Genomic DNA, 21,888 nt, shown 5'->3' with positions numbered 1-21,888 from the left:
GCGTGCGCAAGCTCCCGCTACATCGGGCTTGCCGTAGTGAAAAACCAAAAGCCTGGCTAAAAGCTCAGGTATAACAAGGTCTTAAGTCCGACACTCGGAGGATACCCATGAAGTTCCGCACCACTTTGAAGCTTCTCGCCGCCAGCATCGCCGCCGCCGGCATGGCCGCCTCCGCGCAGGCTGCCGACGTCAAGTTCGGTTTTGCCGCACCGCTCACCGGCCCGCAATCGCACTATGGCGAGGACATGCAGAACGGCCTGAACCTGGCCCTGGAAGAAGCCAACAAGAAGGGCATCAAGGTCGACGGCGAAACCGCCAAGTTCGTGCTGGTGTCGCGCGACGACCAGGCCGATCCGCGCGTGGGCGTGCAGGTTGCCCAGCAGCTGGTCGACCAGGACGTGGTCGGCATCCTGGGCCACTTCAACTCGGGCACCACCATCCCCGCCTCGCGCGTCTACCATGAAGCCGGTCTGCCCCAGATCGCCATGGCGACCTCGCCGGAGTACACCAAGCAAGGCTACGAAACCACCTTCCGCATGATGACCAGCGACACCCAGCAGGGCGCCGCGGTCGGCAAGTTCATGGTGGAAAGCCTGAAGGCCAAGAAGGTCGCCATCATCGACGACCGCACCGCCTACGGCCAGGGCCTGGCCGACGAGGTCGAGAAGGCGGTCAAGGCCGCAGGCGGCCAGGTCGTGCGCCGCGAGTACACCACCGACAAGGCCAACGACTTCACCGCCATCCTGACCAACATCAAGGGCTCGGCGCCCGACGCCATCTTCTACGGCGGCCTGGACGCGCAATCCGGTCCGATGAAGCGCCAGCTGGCCACCCTGGGCCTGAAGGCGCCGCTGGTTTCGGGCGAAATGACCCGCAGCGACACCTTCATCAAGCTGGCCGGCGACGCCGCCGACGGCACCTACGCCTCGCTGGCCGGCGTGCCGCTGGACAAGATGGCCGCCGGCAAGGACTTCGAGCAGCGCTATCAGGCCCGCTTCAAGAAGGCCCCCGGCGTCTATGCTCCCTACGCCTATGACGGCGCCTGGAACATGATCACCGCCATCGAGCAGGCCGGCTCCGCCAAGCCCGAGAAGTACCTGCCGGCGCTGGCCAAGCTGAACCGCAAGGGCGCCACCAGCGAGCACATTTCCTACGACGCCAAGGGCGACCTGAAGGAAATCTCGGTCACCATCTACGAAGTCAAGAACGGCAAGTGGGAGATGGTTGAGACGATGGTCAGCCAGGCCAACTAAGGCGGCTGGACCGGGGCGGGAAGGCGGCTGCGCGCCGCGTCCCGCCCGTATTGCAGCGTGCGCGCCGTCAGGCGCGCGCCACGCGCGGCGCCGTGGCAGGCCTAGGGCCGTCACCGCAAGATACGCGCGATTTTTCCAGGCTTATTCAGCGGCCCCTATGGATATCTTCATTCAACAACTGATTAACGGCGTCACGCTAGGCAGCGTGTACGCCCTGGTCGCCCTGGGCTACACCATGGTGTACGGCATCATCGGGCTGATCAACTTCGCCCATGGCGACGTCGTCATGATAGGCGCGATGGCGGCGACCACCATCGCCATCTCGCTGGTGGGCGGCGATCCTTCCACGTCCGCCTTCGTGGTGCTGGGCGTCGGCCTGCTGGTGTCCGTGCCGCTGTGCATGGCCGTGGGCTGGACCGCCGAGCGCGTGGCCTACCGGCCGCTGCGCCGCGCGCCGCGCCTGGCAGCGCTGATCACCGCCATCGGCGTGTCCATCATCCTGCAGAACGTGGCCATGATGGGCTGGGGCCGCAACTACCTGAACTTCCCGCAGGTGCTGTCGCCGCAGGTGTTCGAGATTGCCGGCGCGCGCATCAGCTCGCTGCAGATCGCCATCGTGGTGATCGCGGCGCTGATCATGGGCGGGCTGCTGGCCGTGGTGCACAAGACCCGCCTGGGCACGGCGATGCGCGCCACCGCGCAGAATCGCGAAGTGGCCGGGCTGATGGGCGTGAACATCAACACCGTGATTTCGGCGGCCTTCCTGATCGGCTCGGCGCTGGCCGCGGTGGCCGGCATGATGGTCGCCACCTATTACGGCGTGTCGCAGTACACCATGGGCTTCATGCTGGGCCTGAAGGCCTTCACGGCCGCGGTGCTGGGCGGTATCGGCAACCTGGTCGGCGCCATGGCGGGCGGCCTGTTGCTGGGCATCATCGAGTCGTTGGGCGCCGGGTACATCGGCGACCTGACCGGGGGCTTCCTCGGCAGTCACTATCAGGACGTGTTCGCGTTCTTCGTGCTGGTGCTGGTGCTGATCTTCCGTCCGTCCGGCCTGCTGGGCGAACGCGTGGGAGACCGGGCATGAACGCAACCCTGAAAAGCAGCGGGTTTTCGACCCGCAACCTGATCGGCATCGCGCTGATCGGCGTGGTGCTGGCGGTGCTGCCCTTCGTGATCGGCATGGCCGGCCAAAGCTGGGTGCGCATCCTGAACTTCGCCCTGCTGTACGTGATGCTGTCGCTGGGCCTGAACATCGTGGTGGGCTTCGCGGGCCTGCTGGACCTGGGCTATATCGCGTTCTACGCGGTGGGCGCCTACACCTGGGCGCTGCTGGCTTCGCCGCATTTCGGCCTGCATCTGCCGTTCTGGGCGATCCTGCCGATCGCGCTGGCGGTGGCTTGCCTGTTCGGCGTGCTGCTGGGCGCGCCCACGCTCAAGCTTCGAGGCGATTACCTGGCCATCGTGACATTGGGCTTCGGCGAGATCATCCGCATCTTCCTGAACAACCTGAATGCGCCGGTCAACATCACCAACGGACCGCAGGGCATCAACCGCATCGACACGTTCAAGGTGGGCGAGTTCGCCTTCGGCCGCACGGAAAGCCTGCTCGGCATCCGCGTGACCGGACCGGAGAAGTACTACTACCTGCTGCTGGCGCTGACGCTGATCATCGTGGTGGTCTGCGTGCGGCTGCAGAATTCGCGCATCGGCCGCGCCTGGGAAGCGATCCGCGAAGACGAGATCGCGGCCAAGGCCATGGGCATCAACACGCGCAACATCAAGCTGCTGGCGTTCGCGATGGGCGCGTCCTTCGGCGGCGTGGCGGGCGCCTTGTTCGCTTCGATGCAGGGCTTCGTCAGCCCCGAGAGCTTCTCGCTGATGGAATCCATCTCCATCCTGTGCATGGTGGTGCTGGGCGGCATGGGCCACATCCCGGGCGTCATCCTGGGCGCCTTGATCCTGGCCGCGCTGCCCGAATTCCTGCGCGCGGTGGTCGAACCGGTGCAACACATGCTGTTCGGCGCCGTGGTGCTGGACCCCGAGGGCATACGCATGCTGCTGTTCGGCCTGGCCATGGTCTGCGTGATGCTGTTCCGTCCGGCCGGCCTGTGGCCGTCGGCGGTGCGCAAGCGTGAACTCGCAACCAAGACCCAGGGAGGCGGAGCATGAGCAAACTGCTGCAAGCCCAGGGACTGGGCAAGCGTTTCGGCGGCCTGCAGGCGCTGTCCGACGTCAGCTTCGACATCGAGCAGGGCGAGATCTACGGCCTGATCGGCCCGAACGGCGCGGGCAAGACCACGCTGTTCAACGTGCTCACCGGCCTGTACATCCCGGAAGAGGGCAGCTGCACCTTCAATGGCGAATCCATGTCCGGCAAGAAGCCGCATGAAGTCGCCTACGCGGGCCTGGCGCGCACCTTCCAGAACATCCGCCTGTTCGCCAACCTGAGCGCGATCGAGAACGTGATGATCGGCCGCCACATGCGCACCAAGTCGGGCGTGTTCGGCGCCGTGCTGCGCACGCGCGGCACGCGGGCCGAAGAGGCCGCCACCGAAGCGCGGGCGCAAGAGCTGCTGGACTATGTCGGCATCGGCCATCGCGCCAACGACGTGGCGCGTTCGTTGCCCTACGGCGACCAGCGGCGCCTGGAGATCGCGCGGGCCTTGGCCACCGATCCCAAGCTGCTGGCGCTGGACGAACCGGCGGCCGGCATGAACGCATCGGAAACCGTGGTGCTGCGCAAGCTGGTCGAGAAGATCCGCGCCGACGGCATCACCGTGCTGCTGATCGAGCACGACATGAAGCTCGTCATGGGCCTGTGCGACCGCGTGCTGGTGCTTGAATACGGCAAGGTGCTGTCCATGGGCAAACCCGCCCAGGTGCAGCGCGATCCCAAGGTCATCGAAGCGTATCTGGGCGCCGGCGCCGCGCAGGATCCGCAGATTCATCAGGAGCGCCCGGCATGACGGCAGCAGCATCCCAACCCCTGCTGGAATTGCGGGGCCTGCAGGTTTCATACGGCGGCATCCGCGCGGTGCGCGGCATCGACCTGCGCGTGGACGAAGGCGAGCTGGTTTGCCTGATCGGCGCCAACGGCGCCGGTAAGAGCACCACGCTGCGCGCCATCTGCGGACTGGTGCCGCTGGCGGGCGGCGAAGTGGTCTACGGCGGCCAGTCCGTCGGCGGCCAGAAGTCGCATGAGCTGGTGCGCCGCGGCCTGGTCATGGTGCCGGAAGGGCGCGGCATCTTCGGCCAGCTCACCATCGAGGAAAACCTGGCGATGGGGGCCTACATCCGTCGCGACGCGGCCCAGATCCGGCAGGACACCGACCGCGTCTTCACGCTGTTCCCGCGCCTGGCCGAGCGCCGCAAGCAGGCGGCCGGCACGCTGTCCGGAGGCGAACAGCAGATGGTGGCGATGGGCCGCGCGATGATTGCGCGCCCCAAGCTGCTGTTGCTGGACGAGCCCTCGATGGGGCTGGCGCCGCTGATGGTGGAGAAGGTCTTCGAGGTGGTGCGCACCATCGCCAGCGAGGGCGTGACCATCCTGCTGATCGAGCAGAACGCGCGCCTGGCGCTGGAAAACAGCCATCGCGGCTACGTGATGGAATCGGGCGAGATCATCCTGTCCGGTCCTGCTGGCGACATGCTGCATGATCCCAAGGTGCGTGCGGCCTATCTGGGCGAGTCCGAGTAGGGCGCGGCCAGGATCCCCGGGGACAGGGCTTCGAGTTTGCGGATGTCAGGGTTCTTTAGCCGCCAAGGCAGCCCTGCGCCATTCCGATGCTCGCCCCAATGGGGCTGCGCTTCGGATGGCTCCGGGCCACCTCGGCTGACAGTCGCCTAGTGCATTGGTTTCAGCCCCGTTCACGGGCAGATGCCGTGAGCCGGTGGCCGGGCGGAGGGATCCGAAGCGCAGCCCCACCGGGGCGAGCATCGGAATCCCGCAGTCCGGACGCCGGCGACTCAAGAACCCCGTCTCACAAAACCGAAGTGACAGGGCATCGAGCTTGTGGATGTCAGGGTTCTCTAACCGCCAAGGCAGCCCTGCGCCATTCCGATGCTCGCCCCAATGGGGCTGCGCTTCGGATGGCTCCGGGCCGCCTCGGCTGACAGTCGCCTAATGCATTGGTTTCAGCCCCCGTTCATGGGCAGATGCCGTAAGCCGGTGGCTGGACGGAGGGATCCGAAGCGCAGCCCCACCGGGGCGAGCATCGGAATCCCGCAGTCCGGATGCCGGCGACTCAAGAACCCCACCTCACAAAACCAAACGCCAGCAATCCAGCCCAAAATGTTCTAAACCGGCGCGCGTTCCCGGTCCACGGCCGTGACCACGCCGGCTTCGATCAAGGCGTCGATTTCTTGCTGGCCATAGCCGAACTCTCCCAGAATCGCGATGGTGTCCTCGCCCAGCCGCGGCGCCGCGCGGTGGTATTGAGCGGGAGTGGCCGACAGCTTCACGGGCATGCCTACGGTGCGCACCTTGCCGGCCACCGGGTGATCCTGTTCCACCACCATGCCGCGCGCCAGCGTCTGCGGATGCGACAGCGCCTGCGCGATCGAATGCACCGGCCCGGCGGGCACGCCGGCCTCGTCGAACACGTCCAGCCATTCCTGCGCGCTGCGAGTCTCCAGGATGGCCGACATGTCCGCCACCAGCTCTTCGCGGTTATTCATGCGGTCGCGGTTGCGGGCGTAGCGCGGATCGTCCGCCCACTCCGGCTTGCCCAGCGCCTGCGCGATGCGCTGCCAGTTCTTCTCGTTGGCGCCGCCGATGATGATCCAGTCGGTGGCGGTGGGAAAAGCCTGGTAGGGCGCGCTCAGCACGTGCGCCGATCCCGTGGGGCCGGGCGACACGCCGCTGCCGAAATAGATGGCGGCATGCCAGTACAGCTGCTGCAGGCTGGCTTCCAGCAATGACGTTTCGACGATCTGGCCTTCGCCGGTGCGCTGCTTGTGCTGATAGGCCGCCAGCACGCCGAAGGCCGCCAGCAGGCCGGCATTGATGTCCGCGACGGAGTTGCCGGTGCGTAGCGGCGGCCCGCCAGGTTCGCCGGTGATCGCCATCAGGCCGGAGAAGCCCTGCGCCACCAGGTCGAAGCCGCCCTTGTCGGCATAGGGGCCGGTGGTGCCGTAGCCCGACACCGCGCAGTAGATCAGGCCCGGGTTCTCCTGGCGCAGCCGGTCGTAGCCCAGGCCCAGTTTTTCCATGGTGCCCTTGCGGAAGTTCTCGGTCACCACGTCGGCGTCGCGGATCATGCGCAGCAGCACCTTTTTGCCCTCGGGGTGCTTCAAGTCCAGCGCGATGGCGCGCTTGTTGCGGTTGAGCATGAGATAGGGCGCCGAGATGCCGTTGATCTGCGGGTCGCGGTACTGGCGCGAGTCGTCGCCGCCGTCGATCTTTTCGACCTTGATGACGTCGGCGCCCATGTCGGCCAGCATCATGCCGCAGGTCGGGCCGGCCATGATCTGCGACAGCTCGATCACGCGCATGCCGGCGAGCGCGCCGGCGGGGCGCGGGGTATCGCCCTGGGTATCGTTATGCATGAGTCCTCCTTGCAATGGGGTTCAGCGGGCGTTGAATTGCGGCTTGGCCTTGGCCAGGAAGGCCTGGTAGCCCGTGCGGAAATCCTCGGTGTCGAAACAGTCGAAGGCCTCGTCGCGATCGGCGTCGGTCAAGGCCTTGCCGTTCACCAGGTTGCGGATGAACTTCTTGTGCCAGCGCGCCACCAGCGGCGCGCCGTCGGCGATGCGGCGGGCGGCGGCCTGGGCTTCGGAGGCGACCTGGCTGTCGGGCGCCACGCGCGTGACCACGCCCAGGCGCAGCGCTTCCTGCGCGTCGAAGATGGTGCCTTCCAGCAGCACCTGCAGCGCGGCGGTCGGACCCACCAGGCGCACCAGCGGCGCCAGTTCCGAGTACGACATCACCAGCCCCAGGTTCTTGATGGGCACGCCGAAGCGCGAGCTCTCGCCGCAGATGCGGATATCGGCCAGGCTGGCGATCTCCAGTCCGCCGCCCACGCAGATGCCGTGTATCTGCGCCACCACCGGATGGCGGCAATTGCCGATGGCTTCTATGGTCCGGCGCATCACGGCGCCGTATTCGATGGCCTGGCGCTTGTTGCTGCGCGCGGTCTGGAATTCGCTGATGTCGTTGCCCGGAGAGAAGGCCTTCTCGCCCGCGCCGCGCAGCAGCACGCAGCGCACGCTGTCGTCGGCGTCCAGCTCCAGGAAGGCGTCGCCCAGCAGCCGCCAGCTGTCTATGGTGAAGGCGTTGAGCTTTTCAGGGCGGTTCAGCACCACGGTCGCGATGTCGCCGTCGCGCTGGCACAGGATGGGGGATGCGTCGGAAGTGGGGGTAGCGCTCATGGTGTTCCTTTGCGTGGGCGGGGGCGCACCCCCGCCGGGTTGCTGCGGGCTTACTGCTTGGTCAGGCCAAGGCTGGCGGTGAGCTTGCCGTACTTGCTCCATTCGTCCTGCACATAGCTGGCAAAGGCCGCGGGGGTGGCCGGGCCGCCGCCCAGTTCCATGCCCTGGTCGGCCAGCTTGGCCTTGATCTCGGGATCGGCCAGCGTCTGGCTTAGCGCCTGGTCGAGCTTGTCCAGCACCGGCTTGGGCAGCTTGGCCGGCGCCAGTACCGCGTACCACTGCACGATGTCCAGGCCCTTGATGCCAGACTCGGCCAGCGTCGGCACGTCGGGCAGGCGCTTGCTGCGTTCGGTGCTGGTCACGGCCAGCGGGCGCAGCTTGCCGGCCTGGATCTGGTTGATGGCGCCGGGCAGGGTATCGAAGTTCATGTCCACGCTGCCGCCCAGCAGATCGGTCATGGCCTGGCCGCTGCCCTTGTACGGCACATGCTCCATGCTGACGCCCGCGATCTGCGAGAAGCGCGCGGCGCTCAGGTGCTGCGGGCTGCCCATGCCGGAAGACGCGTAGGTCAGCTGCTTGGGTTTGGCGCGGGCGTCGTCCACCAGGTTCTGCACGCTGGCGTAGCTGTGCTTGGCCGGATTCACCACCAGCACGTTGGGTACCGATCCGATGTAGCGCACCGGCGTGAAGTCCTTGATCGGGTCGACGTTGGACTGCACCACATAGGGCGCGGCGACGGTCGACTGCATGTTGGCGAGCAGCAGGGTGTAGCCGTCCGGATCGGCCTTGGCCACGAAGTCGGCCGCGATCAGTCCCGAAGCGCCGGGTTTGTTCTCGACCACGACCTGCTGGCCCAGCAACGCCGAAAGGCGGGCGGACAGGATGCGTGCAGACACGTCGGTGCCGCCGCCGGGCACGAAGCCGACGATCAGGCGTACCGGCCGTTCCGGCCATTTGGATGCGTCCTGCGCCAGGGCGGGACTGGCGGCGGCCAGGCCGGCGGTCAGCGCCAGGGCGCCGGCGCAGGCGCGAGCGTGCTTGTGCATGTGGGTCTCCTTTGGTGGTTGTCAGCCTGCCCGCGTGTTGCTTGCTCTATGATGGGGTCAGGTTGGTATGCCTTTGGTGTTTGGTATACCAGATACAAAAATAGTCGAATTAGCGAGTGGCAACAACTCATGGCTAACCCTGAAGTTATGGACCAGTCCGTCCCCGATTTGGCCATCCATCACCCGACGCTGCCGGCCGTGGTGGCGGAAAAACTGCGGCAGCTGATCATTGACGGCACCTTCAAGCCGGGCACCTGGCTGAACGAGCGGGACCTGTGCGATCAGCTCAAGATTTCACGCACGCCGCTGCGCGAGGCCTACCACATGCTGGCTTCCGACGGCCTGGTGACCCTGCAGCCCAAGCGCGGCGCGATGGTGATCGAGCTGTCGACGGACGACGTCGAGAACATCTTCGACGTGCTGTCGGTGCTGGAGGGGCTGGCGGTGCGCAGCGCCGCCGAGCGCGCGACGGACGCGGAACTGGCGCATATCGCGCAACTGCACGCGCAGATGCTGCAAGGGTATGAACAGCGCGACATCCGCGCGTATTTCGCGGCCAGCATGGGCACGCATATCGCCATCAACCGGGCGGCGCACAACCCGGCGCTGACGCATTCCTACGATCGCTTGAACCTGCAGGTGCAGGCGCTGCGCTACAAGTCGAATTTCGATATCGACGAATGGACGGCGGCGGTGGCCGACCACGAGGCCTTTGTGCAGGCGCTGATGCAGCGCGACGGCGAGCTTGCGGAGTCGCTCATCCGCAAGCATGTGGGCAGCAAGAAGACCTACAACTTGCGCGGACGCGCGGGCGGGGCATCCAAGGCTTGAAGAGTTCTGTCATCTGCGCGGACAGCGCGGGCCCAGGGCTCGGCTGTCCGACTGCGGGCGCACTCAGGCTGGCTGCGCCACCACGCGCTTCCTGCCTATCATCAGTGCGATGACGGCGGCGATCAGGCCCGTCATGCCGGAGATGACGAAGGCCATCAGGTAGCTGCCCTGCGCTTCGCGCACGGCGCCCGCCATCCAGGCGGCGCTGGCCGCACCCAACTGGTGGCCGGCGACGATCCAGCCGAACACGATGGAAGCGTCGCGCTCGCCGAAGGCTTCGGTCGTCAGGCGCAGCGTGGGCGGCACCGTGGCGATCCAGTCCAGCCCAAAGAAGATGGCGAAGATCGACAGGCTGTAGAACGAGAAGTCGGAATAGGGCAGGTAGATCAGCGACAGTCCGCGCAGGCCGTAGTAGACGAACAGCAGCTTGCGGGGATCGTAGCGGTCGGTGAGCCAGCCGGACGCCGTGGTGCCGATCAGGTCGAAGATGCCCATCAGCGCCAGAAGACCCGCGGCCTGCACCTCGGGCATGCCGTGGTCGCCGCAAAGCGCGATCAGGTGCGTACCCACCAGGCCGTTGGTGGTGAAACCGCAAACGAAAAAGGTGGCGAACAGGAACCAGAAGGTGCGGGTGCGCGAGGCCCGCGCCAGCGCGCCGAAGGTGGCCGCCAGCATGCCGGTGCGCGGCGCGGCAGGCGCGGGCGGCGCATGCGGATCGCTGCCGAAGGGGACCAGCCCGACGCTGGATGGTCGGTCCGGCACCAGCCACCAGGCCAGCGGCACCAGCGCCGCCGCCGCGGCCGCGACCGTCCACACCACGCGCGTCCAGTCGCCCGACGAGGCCAGCGCCGCCAGCACCGGCAGGAACACCAGCGTGCCGGTGGCGGAACTGGCGGTCAACAGGCCCATCATTACGCCGCGGTGCTTGGTGAACCAGCGGTTGACGACGGTGGCGCCCAGCACCACGGCGACCGCGCCGGACCCCAGGCCCGAGAACACGCCCCAGGTCAGCAGCAGATGCCAGGACTGGGTCATGAAGGCGCTGGCCGCGCTGGATGCGGCCATCAGCATCAGCGCGCCGATCAGCACGCGCCGCAAGCCGAAACGCTCCATCGCGGCGGCCGCGAACGGCCCGACCATGCCATACAGGAAGATGCCGACCGCGGCGGCCAGCGAGATGGTGCTGCGGCTCCAGCCGAAGGTCTCCTCCAGAGGCACCAGCAACACGCTGGGCGAGGAACGCAGGCCGGCTGAAACCAGCAAGGACAGGAAAATGACCGCGACGACGACGAAAGCGTACTTCTGGCCGGCGCGCCGGAAAGGGACGGGAGGGTGGGCTATACTCATGTTACTGACCGGTACGTAATGGAGTTTGCGAATAGTACGTACCGGTCAGTAACATAGTCAAGCAGTTTTTCGCCGTATCCGCCAATCGGAAAAGGAGCCCATTCATGGCCAGCAAAACCTCTGCCGCAGACCGGCCCGCATCCAAGCCGCCGCTGGCGGCCGAGCGCATCCGCAAGACTGCGCGGGAAATGTTCTACCGGGACGGGATACGGGCAGTGGGCGTGGACGCCATCGTCAATGAGGCGGGCGTGACCAAACCCAGCCTGTACCGCAGCTTTTCGTCCAAGGACGAGCTGGCGGCGGCCTATCTGCGCGACTACGACGCGGAGTTCTGGGCGCGTTTCGACGCGGCCTGCGCGGCGCATCCGGGCGACCCGCGGGCCCAGATCCTGGCCTACCTGACCGGTCTGGGCGTGCGCGCGGTGCAGAACGGCTACCGCGGCTGCGGCCTGACGAACGCGGCGGTGGAATACCCCGAAGCCGGCCATCCCGCCCGCGCCGTGGCGGTGGAGCACAAGGCCGAACTGCGGCGGCGCCTGGCCGCCATGGCGGCGGAAATGGGGGCGGCCGATCCCGACGCGCTGGGCGATGGCCTGTTGCTGTTGTTCGAGGGGGCCTTTGTTTCCAGCCAGCTATTTGGCGAAGGCGGGCCTGCCGGCCGGGTCGCGCAGATGGCGGACATGCTGATCCAGGCGCATCTTGCGCAGCGCTGATCGGGTGCCCGGGAAAGGGCGGCACAAGAAAGGTGCGGGCAGCAGTGCACATGTGCACCATTTTTGGTGTTTGTCCCCATTGCGCAACGCACAAAAAAATGCTTAAGAAATTTATTGCGGCGCAGCAAGCACAGGTCTAAGATGGACTCGTGTTGTTCCACATCGCTTTCTCAAGGAGAGAACCATGAGCGATACCGCGCTGAAGAATGCCCGCATGTCGGATGAGCTGGAACGTACCCTGATCCATGACGCGATCATCGCGGAAAGCCTGTCCGGCCACGCTTCCGGTTCGCGCTGGCTGCGCCTGAAAGTGCGCCTGGCCGCCTTCGGCGGCGCCGTCGGCGAGGTGTTGCACGACATGGACGCCGGCCGTCGCCAGCACCCCGTGGTCTCCGCCTACCACTGAGCCCGATAGCGGGTACGAGAAAAACGCCAGCATTGCTGGCGTTTTTTTATGCTTGGCTATCCCTGGGGATCAGACCAGCATGTCAGCCACCAGATAGCCATCCAGCAGCAGGATGCCGACCGTGGCCGCAACCGCCGCCCAGGCCCAGGCGCCGCGCAGCACGTACCTGCCCATCAGGCTCTTGCGGCAGGCCAGCAGCACCAGCGGCCCCAGCGCGAAGGGCAGGGCCAGGCTCAGGATGACCTGGCTCAGCACCAGCAGGCCGTCCGGATCCTGGCCGCCGGTGAACGCCAGCAGGCCAACGGCGGCCGCGCCGGCCACCAGCCGCGTCGCCAGGGCGCGGCGGCGGTCCGACCAGCCGCTACGCACCTGGAAGCCGCGGGACAGGATGCGTCCGGCCAGCACGCCGGTAATGGTGGAGCTTTGTCCCGCGGCATACAGCGCCACGGCGAACACGATGGCCGCGCCGATGCCCAGGGTCTGGGCGATCACGGCATGCGCGTCGTCCAGGCTGGAAACGATGATGCCCGAGCCCGACAGCGAGGCGGCGGCGACGATCATGATGGCGGCGTTGATCAGCATGGCCAGGCCCAGCGACACGATGGTGTCGTTGCGCGCCACGCGCATGGCCAGGTCGCGGGCGGCCGGCGGCAATTGCTGCGCCCGTTGCGCGAGCGAGCCGGAATGCAGGTACAGGTTATGCGGCATCAGGGTCGCGCCCAGGATCCCCAGCGCGATCAGGAAGCCCTGCGGGTCGCGCAGCGCGCGGCCGGTCTGCGTGACCCCGTGCGCCACCTCCGTCCAGGCCGGGTTGGCCTTGAACAGCAGGAACACGAAGGACATCGCCACCACCGACAGCAGCAGCGCGATGAAGCGTTCATGCTTGTCGGCGTTGCCACGTGTCAGCGCCAGCGCGGCGAAAGTACCGACGCCGGTCACCGCGACGCCCGCGATCAGCGGCAGCCCGAAGAGCAGGCGCAGCGCGATCGCGCCGCCGATGAGTTCTGCCAGGGCGGTCGCCAGGATCGCCGCCTCGCCGGCCAGCCAGGCGGCCTTGGCCACCCGCGGCGACAGGTGGCGGGCCGTCAGCGTGGCCAGGTCCTGTCCGGTGGCCAGCGCCAGGCGCGACACCAGGATCTGGAAGCCCAGCGCCAGCAGGGCCGAGCTGACGACGACCAGCAGCAACCCGTAGCCGAAGCCGCTGCCGCCCGCGATGTCGGTGGCCCAGTTGCCCGGATCGATATAGCCCACGGCCACCAGGATGCCGGGGCCGGCGATGCGGCGCAGGCCCGCCGATACCTGGACGTCCTGTGCCAGCGCGGTCCTGCCGCCGGAAATCGCGTAGATGAATTGGCCCATGCTCACTCCTGAGAATGATTCTCATCATCCTCTTGGGGAAAGCGGTCGTCAAATTGATTTTGGGCAAGCAGGGGATAGGGCGGCCCAATGGATCCCGTGGCGCCGCCCTTGGTGAACGGGCCACGGGTCGGGAGGGGATCAGGACTTGAGCTTGGCGTCCATGGAGATCTTGGCGTTCAGCACCTTGGACACGGGGCATCCTTTTTCCGCCTTGCGGGCCGCGTCCTCGAAGGCCTGGGCGCTGGCGCCGGGGATGACGGCTTCCACGGTCAGGTGCACGGCGGTGATGGCAAAGCCGCCGTCCACCTTGTCCAGCGTGACCTCGGCCTTGGTGTCCAGGCTTTGCGCCACCATGCCTGCTTCGGACAGGATGTTGGACAGGGCCATGGTGAAGCAGCCGGCATGCGCCGCGCCCAGCAGTTCCTCGGGATTGGTGCCCGGGGTGTCGCCGAAACGGGTGTTAAAGCCGTAGGCTTGTTCCTTGAGCGCGCCGCTTTGCGTGGAGATCGTGCCCTTGCCGGTCTTCAGATCGCCCGACCAGTGGGCGCTTGCGGTTTTCTTCATGCGTGACTCCTGTAGAAGGGCCGCGCCCGTCGCGTGCGCGGCCGGTGTGGGAGGGCGCGGGCCGCCGGCTGGGGCGGGGCGCTTTGCCTGAGATGGCATGGACGATGATACGGCGGACGCATGCGTCCGGCGCGGAAAGCGTCTGCGCGCAACGGCAAGCCGATGTAACCGCAGGCCCGCTTTATTGATCCGGGTCGCAAGGCGGCGCTCACCCATCAGGCAAAATACAGGCATCTGCTCAAACCTCGCCGAGAACTGCTGTCATGTCTTACAAGCTCGTCCGCTACGCCTGCGCCATCGCGCTGGCCGTCCCCGCCTTGTCCGCCCAGGCTGAAATCGTCATCGGCGTGGACGTGTCCACCACCGGTCCGGCCGCCGCCATCGGCATCCAGACCAATAACGCGATCCGCTTGTGGCCGGCCACGCTGGGCGGCGAGCCGGCCCGCTACGTGGTGTTGGACGACGGCACCGACGTCAGCCGCGCGGTGAAGAACATGCGCAAGCTGACCTCGGAAGACAAGGTCGACGCCATCGTCGGCCCCAACACCACGGCCGCCGCGCTGGCTGGCCTGGACGTGTTGGCCGAAACCGGCACGCCCATGATCGCGCTGGCCGCCTCCAGCGTCATCGTCGAACCGCTGTCGGATCCGAAACGCGCCTGGGCCTTCAAGATGCCGCAGAACGATTCGCTGATGGCTACCGCCCTGGTGGCGGACATGAAGAAGAAGGGCCTGAAGAACGTGGCCTTCATCGGCTTCGCGGATTCCTACGGCGACAGCTGGTGGAAGGAGTTCACGGCGGCTGCCGGGACCGACCTGAAGATCGTGGCGCAGGAACGCTTCCAGCGCACCGACGCCTCCGTGGTCGGCCAGGTGCTGAAGGTCATCGCCGCCAAGCCGGACGCCGTGCTGATCGCCGGCGCCGGCACGCCGTCGGCCCTGCCGCAGAAGACGCTGCTGGAACGCGGCTACACCGGCGCCATCTACCAGACGCACGGCATCGGCACGCTGGAATTCCTGCAGGTCGGCGGCGCGGATGTGGAGGGCACCTTGTTCCCCACCGGCCCCGGCGTGGTGGCGCGCGAACTGCCCGACGACAACCCGGTCAAGAAGGTGGCGGTGGCCTTCGCCGACAAGTACGAAGCGCGCTACGGCGCCAACACGCTGACCCAGTTCGCGGGCGACGCCTATGGCGCCTGGATGCTGCTGGACTCGGCGGTGGCGCGCGCGCTGAAATCCGGCGCCAAGCCCGGCACCCCGGAGTTCCGCGCGGCCTTGCGCGACGCGCTGGAAAACACGCGCGACCTGGTCGTGCCCAATGGTGTGCTCAACATCACCAAGGACAATCACCAGGGCTTCGACGAGCGCGCCCGCGTCATGGGCATCGTCAGGAACGGCCGTTTTTCCTACGCGGAATAAGTAGGGACATATATCTCTGCCATTCGTAACTTGTCCTGACCTCCCATAGGGAGATGGCGCAAAAAGCAGGCTGCGGCCTGCTTTTTTTCGGACACATCATTCGTGTAGAAATCATTTAATAGCGTATCATTTTTAGTGAATCCATATACCTCGAAATAAATACAGGAGAAACTGCCATGAGCCTTATCCGATCCAGACGCATGCTGGCCGCCTTGAGCCTGGGAGTACTGGCGGCATGTTCCGACTCGGGATCCGACAAGGCTGCGCCGGCAGCGAGCGCGCCCGCCGCCGCGTCCACTCTGGAAGCCGCCAAGGCCGCCGGCAAGATACGCATCGGCTACGCCAACGAAGCGCCGTTCGCGTTCATGGACAGCAAGGAGGGCAAGGTCACCGGCGAATCGGTGGAGATCGCGCGGGTGGTGCTCAAGCGCATGGGCATCAACGAAGTGGAGGGCGTGCTGACCGAGTTCGGCTCGCTCATTCCGGGCCTGCAGGCCAAGCGTTTCGACATCATCGCCGCGGGCATGTACGTCACGCCCGAACGTTGCCAGCAGGTGGCGTTCTCGGACCCCACTTATGGCGTGGGCCAGTCCTTCCTGGTCAAGCAGGGCAATCCCAAGAACCTGCACAGCTACGAAGACGTGATGAAGAATCCCGACGCCAAGCTGGGCGTGGTGGTGGGCGCGATCGAAGCGGAATACGCCTCCAAGATCAAGGTGCCGCCCGCCCAGGTGGTGGTGTTCCCGGACGCGGTCAGCGCGCTGTCCGGCGTGCAGGCGGGGCGCGCCGACGCCTATGCGGCCACGGCGCTCACGGTCAACGACCTGATGGGCAAGACCAGCGCGGCCAGCGGCCTGGAGAAGGCCGATCCGTTCAAGGACCCGGTCATCGACGGCAAGGACGTGCGCGGCTACGGCGCCTACGCGTTCCGCAGCGACGACAAGGCGTTTGCCGACGCCTTCAACGCCGAACTGGCCAAGTTCATCGGCACCGAAGAACACCAGAAACTCGTGACGCCTTTCGGCTTCACCGCGCAGGAACTGCCCAAGGGGGGCACGGCCGCCAAGCTGTGCGCCGGCCAGTAAGGGGGCGCGCATGCGGTTGATATCCGAGCATTTCGCCGAACTGGCGCCGCCGCTCCTGCAGGGGCTGGCGGTGACCCTGGAGATCATGGCCGGCGCCGTGGTGCTGGCCGTTCCGCTGGCGCTGGCCGCGGGCATCGGGCGCCTGTCGTCCCTGCGCCCGCTGCGCTGGATCGCGGCGGTCTACGTCGAGGTATTTCGCGGCACCTCGGCCCTGGTGCAGCTGTTCTGGTTCTACTTCGTGCTGCCGCTGTTCGGCGTGCAGCTGCCGGCCATGCTGGTGGGCATCGTGGTGCTGGCCTTGAACGCCGGCGCCTATGGCGCGGAAGTGGTGCGCGGCGCGATCCGAGCGGTGCCGCCAGGGCAGCGCGAAGCCGGCATCGCGCTGAACCTGACGCGCGGCCAGATCATGCGCCGCATCGTGGTGCCGCAGGCCGTGCCGGCCATGCTGCCGCCGGCCGGCAACCTGCTGATCGAGCTACTGAAGAATACCGCGCTGGTGTCCCTCATCACCATCACCGACCTGACCTTCCGCGGCCAGCTGCTGCGCAGCGAGACCCTGCGCACCACCGAGATCTTCACCTTGATGTTGCTGATGTACTTCGCGGTGGCCCTGTTGATCACGGGCGGCGTGCGTCTGCTGGAACGCAAGGTGCGCGTGCGATGAAGCCGGTATTCGATTGGTCCTTCGCTCTGGAGATCCTGCCCACGCTGGGCTCCGCGCTGCTCATCACGATCCAGGCCACGGTGCTGGGCATGCTGGTGGCCGTCATGCTGGGCCTGGCGCTGGCCCTGCTGCGGCGTTCGCGCTTGCGCATCGTGTCCCTGCCCACGGCCTTCGTGATCGAGTTCGTGCGCAGCACGCCCTTGCTGGTGCAGATGTACTTCCTGTTCTACGTGCTGCCGCTGACCGGCGTGCGGATGTCGCCGCTGGCCACCGGCATCACCGCGTTGGGCCTGCACTACGCGACCTATTGCGCCGAGGTCTACCGCGCCGGCATCGAAGCCGTGCCGCGCGGCCAATGGGAGGCCGCCACCGCGCTGAACATGTCGCGCTGGCGCACGGCGGTGGGCGTGGTGCTGCCGCAGGCGATTCCGCCGGTGGTGCCGGCGCTGGGCAATTACCTGGTGGCCATGTTCAAGGACACGCCGCTCTTGTCGGCGATCACCGTGGTGGAACTGCTGCAGCAGAGCAAGATGATCGGCTCTGCCACCTTCCGCTACACCGAGCCCCTGACCCTGGTGGGCCTGCTGTTCCTGGCGCTGAGTCTGGCGGCGGCCTGGGGCGTGCGCGGCCTGGAGGCCCGCCTGCAACGATATGGAGGAAAAAGATGAGCGCCAGCATAAGCATCAAGAACCTGCGCAAGCAGTACGGCGAACTGGAGGTGCTGCGCGGCATCAACCTGGAGATACCGTCGGGCCAGACCGTGGCCGTGATCGGCCCCTCGGGTTCGGGCAAGTCGACGCTGCTGCGCGTGCTGATGACGCTGGACCGGCCCACCAGCGGCGATATCGAGATCGACGGCGTGCCCATGTGGACCGACGCTCAGGGCCGTTCTGTCGGCCCCAACTCGGAGCACCTGCGCAAGGTGCGCGGCAAGATCGGCATGGTGTTCCAGCACTTCAACCTGTTCCCGCACATGACGGCGTTGGCCAATGCCATGGAAGCGCCGCTGCATGTGCGGGGCATGCCTCGCGCCCAGGCGCGCGAACAGGCCGTGGAGTACCTGGAAATGGTCGGCCTGGGCGACAAGCTGGATGTCTATCCGGCGCAGTTGTCGGGCGGGCAGAAGCAGCGCGTGGGCATCGCCCGCGCGCTGGCCATGTGCCCCCACATCATGCTGTTCGACGAGGTGACGTCGGCGCTGGACCCGGAACTGGTCGGCGGCATCCTGCAGATCCTGCGCGACCTGTCGGCCCGGCGCAGCATGACGATGATCATCGTCACCCACCAGATGAAGTTCGCCGAACGCAGCTCGGACCGGACCCTGTTCTTCGACCAGGGCAACATCGTCGAGGACGCCGAATCGTCGGTGCTGTTCAGCCAGCCCAAGGAGCCGCGCACGCGCCAGTTCCTGGACTCGGTGATCGAAGGGCAGTAGCGCATCGCTTGCGGACGCGCCTTGACCCCGCCCGGGGCTGCGGTATTCAGGTTCCCGGACGGGCCGGGGCGCTATGCTGTCGCATCCCACGCCCCGGAGGCTCCAGCATGTCCCTGCTTTTCAGTCCCACGTCCATCGGCCAGCTGGAACTGGCCAACCGCATCGTCATTGCGCCCATGTGCGAGTACTCGGCTGAAGACGGCCTGGCGACCGACTGGCACATGATCCACCTGGGGCACCTGGCCTTGTCCGGCGCCGCGCTGCTGTTCGTGGAGGCCACCGCCGTGGAGCCAGACGGCCGCATCACCCCGGGAGACCTGGGCCTGTGGTCCGACGAAACCGAGGCGGCCATCGGCCGCGTCGTCGCCGCCATCCGCCGCTATGCGCCCATCAAGCTGGGCATACAGCTGGGCCACGCGGGCCGCAAGGCGTCCAGCGAAGCGCCCTGGAACGGCGGCCAACTGGTGCCGCCCGAGTCCGGCGGCTGGCAAGGCTGGGCGCCTTCGGCCGTGCCGCACAACGCGTCGGAACCGCCGCCCCACGCGCTGGACGCGGCGGGCCTGGCGCGCGTGCGCGACGCCTTCGTGGCCAGCGCCCGGCGCGCCGTGCGGCTGGGCTTCGACGCGATCGAGCTGCATGCCGCGCACGGTTATCTGCTGCACCAGTTCCTGTCGCCGCTGTCCAACCGGCGCGACGACGCCTATGGCGGTTCGCTCGAGAACCGCATGCGCTTTCCGCTGGAAGTCTTCCAGGCGCTGCGCGAGGCCATTCCGCCGTCGGTGACGCTGGGTGTGCGCGTGTCGGCCACCGACTGGGTCGAAGGCGGCTGGGACCTGGAACAGACGCTGGTCCTGGCGCAAGCCCTGAAGGAGCGCGGCTGTGAATTCATCGACGTCTCCAGCGGCGGCGTCTCGTCCCAGCAGAAGATACCCGTGGGTCCGAATTACCAGGTGCCGTTCGCAGACGAAATCAAGCGCAAGGTGGGCATGCCGACCATCACGGTAGGCCTGATCACCGAGGCGCAGCAGGCCGAAGACATTCTCCAGGGCGGCCAGGCCGACATGGTCGCGCTGGCGCGCGGCATGCTGTACGACCCGCGCTGGCCCTGGCACGCCGCCGCGCAGCTGGGCGGCCAGGTCTGCGCGCCGCGCCAGTACTGGCGCTCGCAGCCGCGCGAGCAGAAGGCGCTGTTTGGCGAGACGCGCTTCGGACAACGGTGAGCGGGATGGGCGCAGCGCGCCGTCAGCGCCGAAAAGAGGCTGTCATAGGCCGCCGCGCTTGACCCATCACGGCCGTTTTCCTTCGTAGGCGTTTTGCAGCAGCGCCCGCAAGGCCTCGCGTTCCAGCGGGCGCGGATTGGGGTAGGGTGTCTGCATGGCGATGTCGCAGGCGCGGTCCAGGTCTTCCTGGCGCATGCCGATGTCGCGCAATGCCGTGGGCGCGCCCAGCGTGCTGGCCAGATCGAATACGCCCGCCGCGGCAGCCGGCGCGCCCAGCGCCGCCGCGATGCGCTCCATGGCCCGGGGCGCGGCCGCGGTGTTGTAGGCCAGGGCTTGCGGCAGCACCACGGTGTGGACTTCCGCGTGCGGCAGGTTGAAGCTGCCGCCCAGCGTATGGCAGAGCTTGTGATGCAGCGCCATGCCCACGCTGCCCAGCACCGTGCCGCACAGCCAGGCGCCGTAGAGCGCGTCGCTGCGCGCCTGCAGCAGTTCCGCGCCTTGGGAGCCTGCGTGGATGGCGGGCAGCGCCTGCGCCAGCGCGCGTATGCCTTCCTGCGCCATCAGGTCCATGATCGGATTGCCGTCTTGCGCGTAGAGGCCCTCTGCCGCATGGGCGATGGCATTGATGCCGCTGGTCACGCTCATCGATACCGGCAGCGACAGGCTGAGCTCGGGGTCGTACACCACGCTGCGCGGCAGCACCCGGTCATCCTTGCCGGTCTTCTTCAGGCCGCTCTCGGTGAGGCCGTAGATCGGCGTCATCTCCGAGCCCGCATAGGTCGTGGGGACGGCAATGACCGGCAGCCCGGAATCCAGCGCGATGGCCTTGCCCAGGCCGATGGTGGAGCCGCCGCCCACCGCTACCGCGCAATCGGCGCCCAGCTTGCGCGCCGCCTCCCGCGCCTGGCGCGCGATTTCGATCGGCACGTGCATCACGGCCTGGTCGAAGATGCCGGCCACCCGCGCCTCGCCCAGCAGCGCCGCGACCCGTTCGGCCTGCGCGCGTTGCGGCGGCGTGCAGAGTACCAGCGCGCGCCGCAGTCCCAGCGCATCGAGTTCGGCCGCCAGGCCGCCCAGGCTGCCCGGTCCGAATACCACGCGCTGGGCGTGGCTGGCGTAGATGAAGGAGTGCATGGCGTTCCCCGTCTGCATGTCGGTCATTGTGCAACGATTCCGCGGCGCTTGATGAGCTCGCCCCAGCGCTGGGACTCGGCCTGCACCAGCCGGTTCATGTCGTCGCGGCCGCCGGCCACCACTTCGAATCCCGATTCGGTGATGCGTCCTGCCACGGCAGGATCGCGCAGCGCGGCGATGGTGGCGTCGGCCAGCTTGTCCAGCGTCGCCGCCGGCGTCTGCGCGGGCGCCACCATGCCCACCCAGGAATAGATCTCGAAGCCCGGATAGCTTTCGGCGATGGCGGGCACGTCCGGCAGGGCCGCGACGCGCTTGGGCGCGGTCACGGCCAGCGCGCGCAGCTTGCCGCTCTGGATGTGGGGCAGCACCAGCGGCAGGCTGGCGATGATGGACTCCACATGTCCGCCCATCAGGTCCGACACGGCCGGGCCGCCGCCACGGTAGGGCGTATGGATGCCGCTGGTGCCGGCAGCCTGGTGGAACATTTCGGCCGCCAGATGGTTGGAGCTGCCCGCGCCGACCGAGGCGTAGGACACGCTGCCCTTCTTGCCGGCCGCGACATAGTCGGCGAGTGTCTGGTAGGGGCCATTGCCCGTCACGGCCAGCACCATGGGCGAGCGCACCATGTAAGACACGCCGGTCAGGTCGCGCGCCGTGTCGTAGGATAGTTTGGGGTAGATGTGCTGCTCGGTGGCGTAGGAATCGAACACCATTTCCACCGTATAGCCGTCAGGCGCGGACTTGGCCACCAGCGCCGTGCCTATGGTGCCACCGGCGCCGCCGCGGTTGTCGATGACCACCGTCTGGCCCAGTTTGTCCTGCAGCGCCTGCTGCACCTGGCGCGCCACCCGGTCCACGGTACCGCCTGCGGCGAAGGGGACCACCACCGTCACCGGCTTGCTCGGATAGGAATCCGCCAGCGCGGGCAGGGCGGCGGCCCAGGCGCCTGCGGCAAGGGCGGCGCTGGCCAGCAGGGCGCGGTGCGAACGGCGGGGGGCGGTAGTCGGGGGCATGCGTGTCTCCAGGGCTTGTCGTCGTTGT

Annotated in this window: 22 protein-coding genes; 14 read left to right on the top strand and 8 right to left on the bottom strand. The window is 67.3% G+C overall.

Annotated features, from left to right (window positions below; translation table 11 throughout):
• The first annotated feature begins 107 nt into the window (after nt 1-107).
• From NGK62_RS29470 to NGK62_RS29450, 5 genes are all read left to right on the top strand, one after another.
• Nucleotides 108-1,253, top strand: coding sequence for a branched-chain amino acid ABC transporter substrate-binding protein (locus NGK62_RS29470; RefSeq protein ID WP_059379871.1), 1,146 nt, complete (start codon nt 108-110; stop codon nt 1,251-1,253).
• 157 nt (nt 1,254-1,410) lie between these two features.
• A complete protein-coding gene (locus tag NGK62_RS29465; protein ID WP_059379870.1) occupies nt 1,411-2,340 on the top strand; it encodes a branched-chain amino acid ABC transporter permease in 930 nt (309 codons plus the stop codon).
• Nucleotides 2,337-3,425, top strand: a complete 1,089-nt coding sequence (locus tag NGK62_RS29460; protein ID WP_059379869.1) for an ABC transporter permease subunit — start codon at nt 2,337-2,339, stop codon at nt 3,423-3,425. Before NGK62_RS29465 ends, NGK62_RS29460 begins: the two co-directional genes overlap by 4 nt.
• On the top strand, nt 3,422-4,222 hold the full coding sequence (locus NGK62_RS29455; protein WP_059379868.1) for an ABC transporter ATP-binding protein: 801 nt from the start codon (nt 3,422-3,424) through the stop codon (nt 4,220-4,222). Before NGK62_RS29460 ends, NGK62_RS29455 begins: the two co-directional genes overlap by 4 nt.
• Nucleotides 4,219-4,953 carry an ABC transporter ATP-binding protein gene (locus NGK62_RS29450; RefSeq protein ID WP_059379867.1) on the top strand — a complete coding sequence of 245 codons (735 nt, stop codon included), beginning with the start codon at nt 4,219-4,221 and terminating at the stop codon, nt 4,951-4,953. Before NGK62_RS29455 ends, NGK62_RS29450 begins: the two co-directional genes overlap by 4 nt.
• Before the next feature lie 599 nt (nt 4,954-5,552).
• Here the strand turns inward: NGK62_RS29450 and NGK62_RS29445 are convergent.
• The 3 genes from NGK62_RS29445 to NGK62_RS29435 are packed head-to-tail and all read right to left on the bottom strand — an operon-like array spanning nt 5,553 to nt 8,671.
• Complete coding sequence (locus NGK62_RS29445; RefSeq protein ID WP_059380468.1) at nt 5,553-6,803, bottom strand: CaiB/BaiF CoA transferase family protein; 1,251 nt, start codon at nt 6,801-6,803, stop codon at nt 5,553-5,555.
• Between the two features lie 21 nt (nt 6,804-6,824).
• Nucleotides 6,825-7,625: an enoyl-CoA hydratase/isomerase family protein gene (locus tag NGK62_RS29440; RefSeq protein WP_251881660.1), complete on the bottom strand. Its 801-nt coding sequence runs from the start codon at nt 7,623-7,625 to the stop codon at nt 6,825-6,827.
• A gap of 50 nt (nt 7,626-7,675) precedes the next feature.
• Nucleotides 7,676-8,671: a Bug family tripartite tricarboxylate transporter substrate binding protein gene (locus tag NGK62_RS29435; RefSeq protein ID WP_059380470.1), complete on the bottom strand. Its 996-nt coding sequence runs from the start codon at nt 8,669-8,671 to the stop codon at nt 7,676-7,678.
• Nucleotides 8,672-8,800: 129 nt separating this feature from the next.
• Here NGK62_RS29435 and NGK62_RS29430 point away from each other — a divergent pair, with 129 nt between their 5' ends.
• The gene (locus tag NGK62_RS29430; protein WP_251881658.1) at nt 8,801-9,502 is read left to right on the top strand and encodes a GntR family transcriptional regulator; all 702 of its coding nucleotides are present in this window, start codon (nt 8,801-8,803) and stop codon (nt 9,500-9,502) included.
• Between the two features lie 63 nt (nt 9,503-9,565).
• Here the strand turns inward: NGK62_RS29430 and NGK62_RS29425 are convergent, their stop codons facing one another.
• Nucleotides 9,566-10,849 carry an MFS transporter gene (locus tag NGK62_RS29425; protein ID WP_088159629.1) on the bottom strand — a complete coding sequence of 428 codons (1,284 nt, stop codon included), beginning with the start codon at nt 10,847-10,849 and terminating at the stop codon, nt 9,566-9,568.
• Between the two features lie 104 nt (nt 10,850-10,953).
• On the opposite strand from NGK62_RS29425, the gene NGK62_RS29420 reads away from it, so the two are divergent.
• Both NGK62_RS29420 and NGK62_RS29415 read left to right on the top strand, forming a co-directional pair.
• Entirely contained in the window at nt 10,954-11,562 is a 609-nt protein-coding gene (locus NGK62_RS29420) for a TetR/AcrR family transcriptional regulator (RefSeq protein ID WP_059380472.1), read from the top strand.
• Nucleotides 11,563-11,746: 184 nt separating this feature from the next.
• Nucleotides 11,747-11,968: a hypothetical protein gene (locus tag NGK62_RS29415; protein WP_054455972.1), complete on the top strand. Its 222-nt coding sequence runs from the start codon at nt 11,747-11,749 to the stop codon at nt 11,966-11,968.
• A 69-nt stretch (nt 11,969-12,037) separates the two neighbouring features.
• On the opposite strand, the gene NGK62_RS29410 is transcribed toward NGK62_RS29415, so the two are convergent.
• Entirely contained in the window at nt 12,038-13,327 is a 1,290-nt protein-coding gene (locus NGK62_RS29410) for an Nramp family divalent metal transporter (protein WP_251881656.1), read from the bottom strand.
• 138 nt (nt 13,328-13,465) lie between these two features.
• On the bottom strand, nt 13,466-13,891 hold the full coding sequence (locus NGK62_RS29405; RefSeq protein ID WP_059380474.1) for an OsmC family protein: 426 nt from the start codon (nt 13,889-13,891) through the stop codon (nt 13,466-13,468).
• Between the two features lie 263 nt (nt 13,892-14,154).
• Between NGK62_RS29405 and NGK62_RS29400 the strand changes: the two genes are divergently transcribed.
• From NGK62_RS29400 to NGK62_RS29375, 6 genes are all read left to right on the top strand, one after another.
• On the top strand, nt 14,155-15,309 hold the full coding sequence (locus NGK62_RS29400) for an ABC transporter substrate-binding protein (RefSeq protein WP_118932836.1): 1,155 nt from the start codon (nt 14,155-14,157) through the stop codon (nt 15,307-15,309).
• A gap of 176 nt (nt 15,310-15,485) precedes the next feature.
• Nucleotides 15,486-16,394, top strand: a complete 909-nt coding sequence (gene ehuB / locus NGK62_RS29395) for an ectoine/hydroxyectoine ABC transporter substrate-binding protein EhuB (RefSeq protein WP_251881654.1) — start codon at nt 15,486-15,488, stop codon at nt 16,392-16,394.
• 10 nt (nt 16,395-16,404) lie between these two features.
• Nucleotides 16,405-17,058, top strand: coding sequence for an ectoine/hydroxyectoine ABC transporter permease subunit EhuC (gene ehuC / locus NGK62_RS29390; protein ID WP_118932838.1), 654 nt, complete (start codon nt 16,405-16,407; stop codon nt 17,056-17,058).
• A complete protein-coding gene (gene ehuD / locus NGK62_RS29385; protein WP_251881652.1) occupies nt 17,055-17,726 on the top strand; it encodes an ectoine/hydroxyectoine ABC transporter permease subunit EhuD in 672 nt (223 codons plus the stop codon). The genes ehuC and ehuD overlap by 4 nt, the downstream gene beginning before the upstream one ends.
• Complete coding sequence (ehuA, locus tag NGK62_RS29380) at nt 17,723-18,493, top strand: ectoine/hydroxyectoine ABC transporter ATP-binding protein EhuA (RefSeq protein WP_059380479.1); 771 nt, start codon at nt 17,723-17,725, stop codon at nt 18,491-18,493. The genes ehuD and ehuA overlap by 4 nt, the downstream gene beginning before the upstream one ends.
• A gap of 107 nt (nt 18,494-18,600) precedes the next feature.
• Entirely contained in the window at nt 18,601-19,713 is a 1,113-nt protein-coding gene (locus NGK62_RS29375; RefSeq protein ID WP_251881650.1) for an NADH:flavin oxidoreductase/NADH oxidase, read from the top strand.
• Nucleotides 19,714-19,779: 66 nt separating this feature from the next.
• Here NGK62_RS29375 and NGK62_RS29370 read toward each other — a convergent pair whose 3' ends face one another.
• Together NGK62_RS29370 and NGK62_RS29365 are read right to left on the bottom strand one after the other, a co-directional pair.
• Nucleotides 19,780-20,874 (bottom strand): maleylacetate reductase, encoded by a 1,095-nt coding sequence (locus NGK62_RS29370; RefSeq protein ID WP_251881648.1) that lies wholly within the window; start codon nt 20,872-20,874, stop codon nt 19,780-19,782.
• Complete coding sequence (locus NGK62_RS29365) at nt 20,871-21,860, bottom strand: tripartite tricarboxylate transporter substrate binding protein (RefSeq protein WP_118932840.1); 990 nt, start codon at nt 21,858-21,860, stop codon at nt 20,871-20,873. Before NGK62_RS29365 ends, NGK62_RS29370 begins: the two co-directional genes overlap by 4 nt.
• Nucleotides 21,861-21,888 lie beyond the last annotated feature (28 nt).

Origin of the sequence: Achromobacter sp. Marseille-Q4954 (assembly GCF_943737025.1) — a bacterium.
Classification (GTDB): domain Bacteria; phylum Pseudomonadota; class Gammaproteobacteria; order Burkholderiales; family Burkholderiaceae_B; genus Achromobacter; species Achromobacter bronchisepticus_A.
The sequence above is the reverse complement of the archived record's forward strand: the minus strand, read 5'-3'. Positions and strand labels throughout refer to the sequence as shown.

What these genes read in the sequence shown, in the direction of transcription:
- NGK62_RS29430 (WP_251881658.1), top strand. Translation starts at nt 8,801, where the DNA reads ATGGCTAACCCTGAAGTTATGGACCAGTCCGTCCCCGATTTGGCCATC.
- NGK62_RS29370 (WP_251881648.1), bottom strand. Translation starts at nt 20,874, where the DNA reads ATGACCGACATGCAGACGGGGAACGCCATGCACTCCTTCATCTACGCC.
- ehuB (WP_251881654.1), top strand. Translation starts at nt 15,486, where the DNA reads ATGAGCCTTATCCGATCCAGACGCATGCTGGCCGCCTTGAGCCTGGGA.
- NGK62_RS29410 (WP_251881656.1), bottom strand. Translation starts at nt 13,327, where the DNA reads ATGGGCCAATTCATCTACGCGATTTCCGGCGGCAGGACCGCGCTGGCA.
- NGK62_RS29400 (WP_118932836.1), top strand. Translation starts at nt 14,155, where the DNA reads ATGTCTTACAAGCTCGTCCGCTACGCCTGCGCCATCGCGCTGGCCGTC.
- ehuA (WP_059380479.1), top strand. Translation starts at nt 17,723, where the DNA reads ATGAGCGCCAGCATAAGCATCAAGAACCTGCGCAAGCAGTACGGCGAA.
- NGK62_RS29405 (WP_059380474.1), bottom strand. Translation starts at nt 13,891, where the DNA reads ATGAAGAAAACCGCAAGCGCCCACTGGTCGGGCGATCTGAAGACCGGC.
- NGK62_RS29415 (WP_054455972.1), top strand. Translation starts at nt 11,747, where the DNA reads ATGAGCGATACCGCGCTGAAGAATGCCCGCATGTCGGATGAGCTGGAA.
- NGK62_RS29465 (WP_059379870.1), top strand. Translation starts at nt 1,411, where the DNA reads ATGGATATCTTCATTCAACAACTGATTAACGGCGTCACGCTAGGCAGC.
- NGK62_RS29375 (WP_251881650.1), top strand. Translation starts at nt 18,601, where the DNA reads ATGTCCCTGCTTTTCAGTCCCACGTCCATCGGCCAGCTGGAACTGGCC.
- NGK62_RS29440 (WP_251881660.1), bottom strand. Translation starts at nt 7,625, where the DNA reads ATGAGCGCTACCCCCACTTCCGACGCATCCCCCATCCTGTGCCAGCGC.
- NGK62_RS29365 (WP_118932840.1), bottom strand. Translation starts at nt 21,860, where the DNA reads ATGCCCCCGACTACCGCCCCCCGCCGTTCGCACCGCGCCCTGCTGGCC.
- NGK62_RS29435 (WP_059380470.1), bottom strand. Translation starts at nt 8,671, where the DNA reads ATGCACAAGCACGCTCGCGCCTGCGCCGGCGCCCTGGCGCTGACCGCC.
- NGK62_RS29450 (WP_059379867.1), top strand. Translation starts at nt 4,219, where the DNA reads ATGACGGCAGCAGCATCCCAACCCCTGCTGGAATTGCGGGGCCTGCAG.
- NGK62_RS29455 (WP_059379868.1), top strand. Translation starts at nt 3,422, where the DNA reads ATGAGCAAACTGCTGCAAGCCCAGGGACTGGGCAAGCGTTTCGGCGGC.
- ehuD (WP_251881652.1), top strand. Translation starts at nt 17,055, where the DNA reads ATGAAGCCGGTATTCGATTGGTCCTTCGCTCTGGAGATCCTGCCCACG.
- ehuC (WP_118932838.1), top strand. Translation starts at nt 16,405, where the DNA reads ATGCGGTTGATATCCGAGCATTTCGCCGAACTGGCGCCGCCGCTCCTG.
- NGK62_RS29460 (WP_059379869.1), top strand. Translation starts at nt 2,337, where the DNA reads ATGAACGCAACCCTGAAAAGCAGCGGGTTTTCGACCCGCAACCTGATC.
- NGK62_RS29425 (WP_088159629.1), bottom strand. Translation starts at nt 10,849, where the DNA reads ATGAGTATAGCCCACCCTCCCGTCCCTTTCCGGCGCGCCGGCCAGAAG.
- NGK62_RS29420 (WP_059380472.1), top strand. Translation starts at nt 10,954, where the DNA reads ATGGCCAGCAAAACCTCTGCCGCAGACCGGCCCGCATCCAAGCCGCCG.
- NGK62_RS29470 (WP_059379871.1), top strand. Translation starts at nt 108, where the DNA reads ATGAAGTTCCGCACCACTTTGAAGCTTCTCGCCGCCAGCATCGCCGCC.
- NGK62_RS29445 (WP_059380468.1), bottom strand. Translation starts at nt 6,803, where the DNA reads ATGCATAACGATACCCAGGGCGATACCCCGCGCCCCGCCGGCGCGCTC.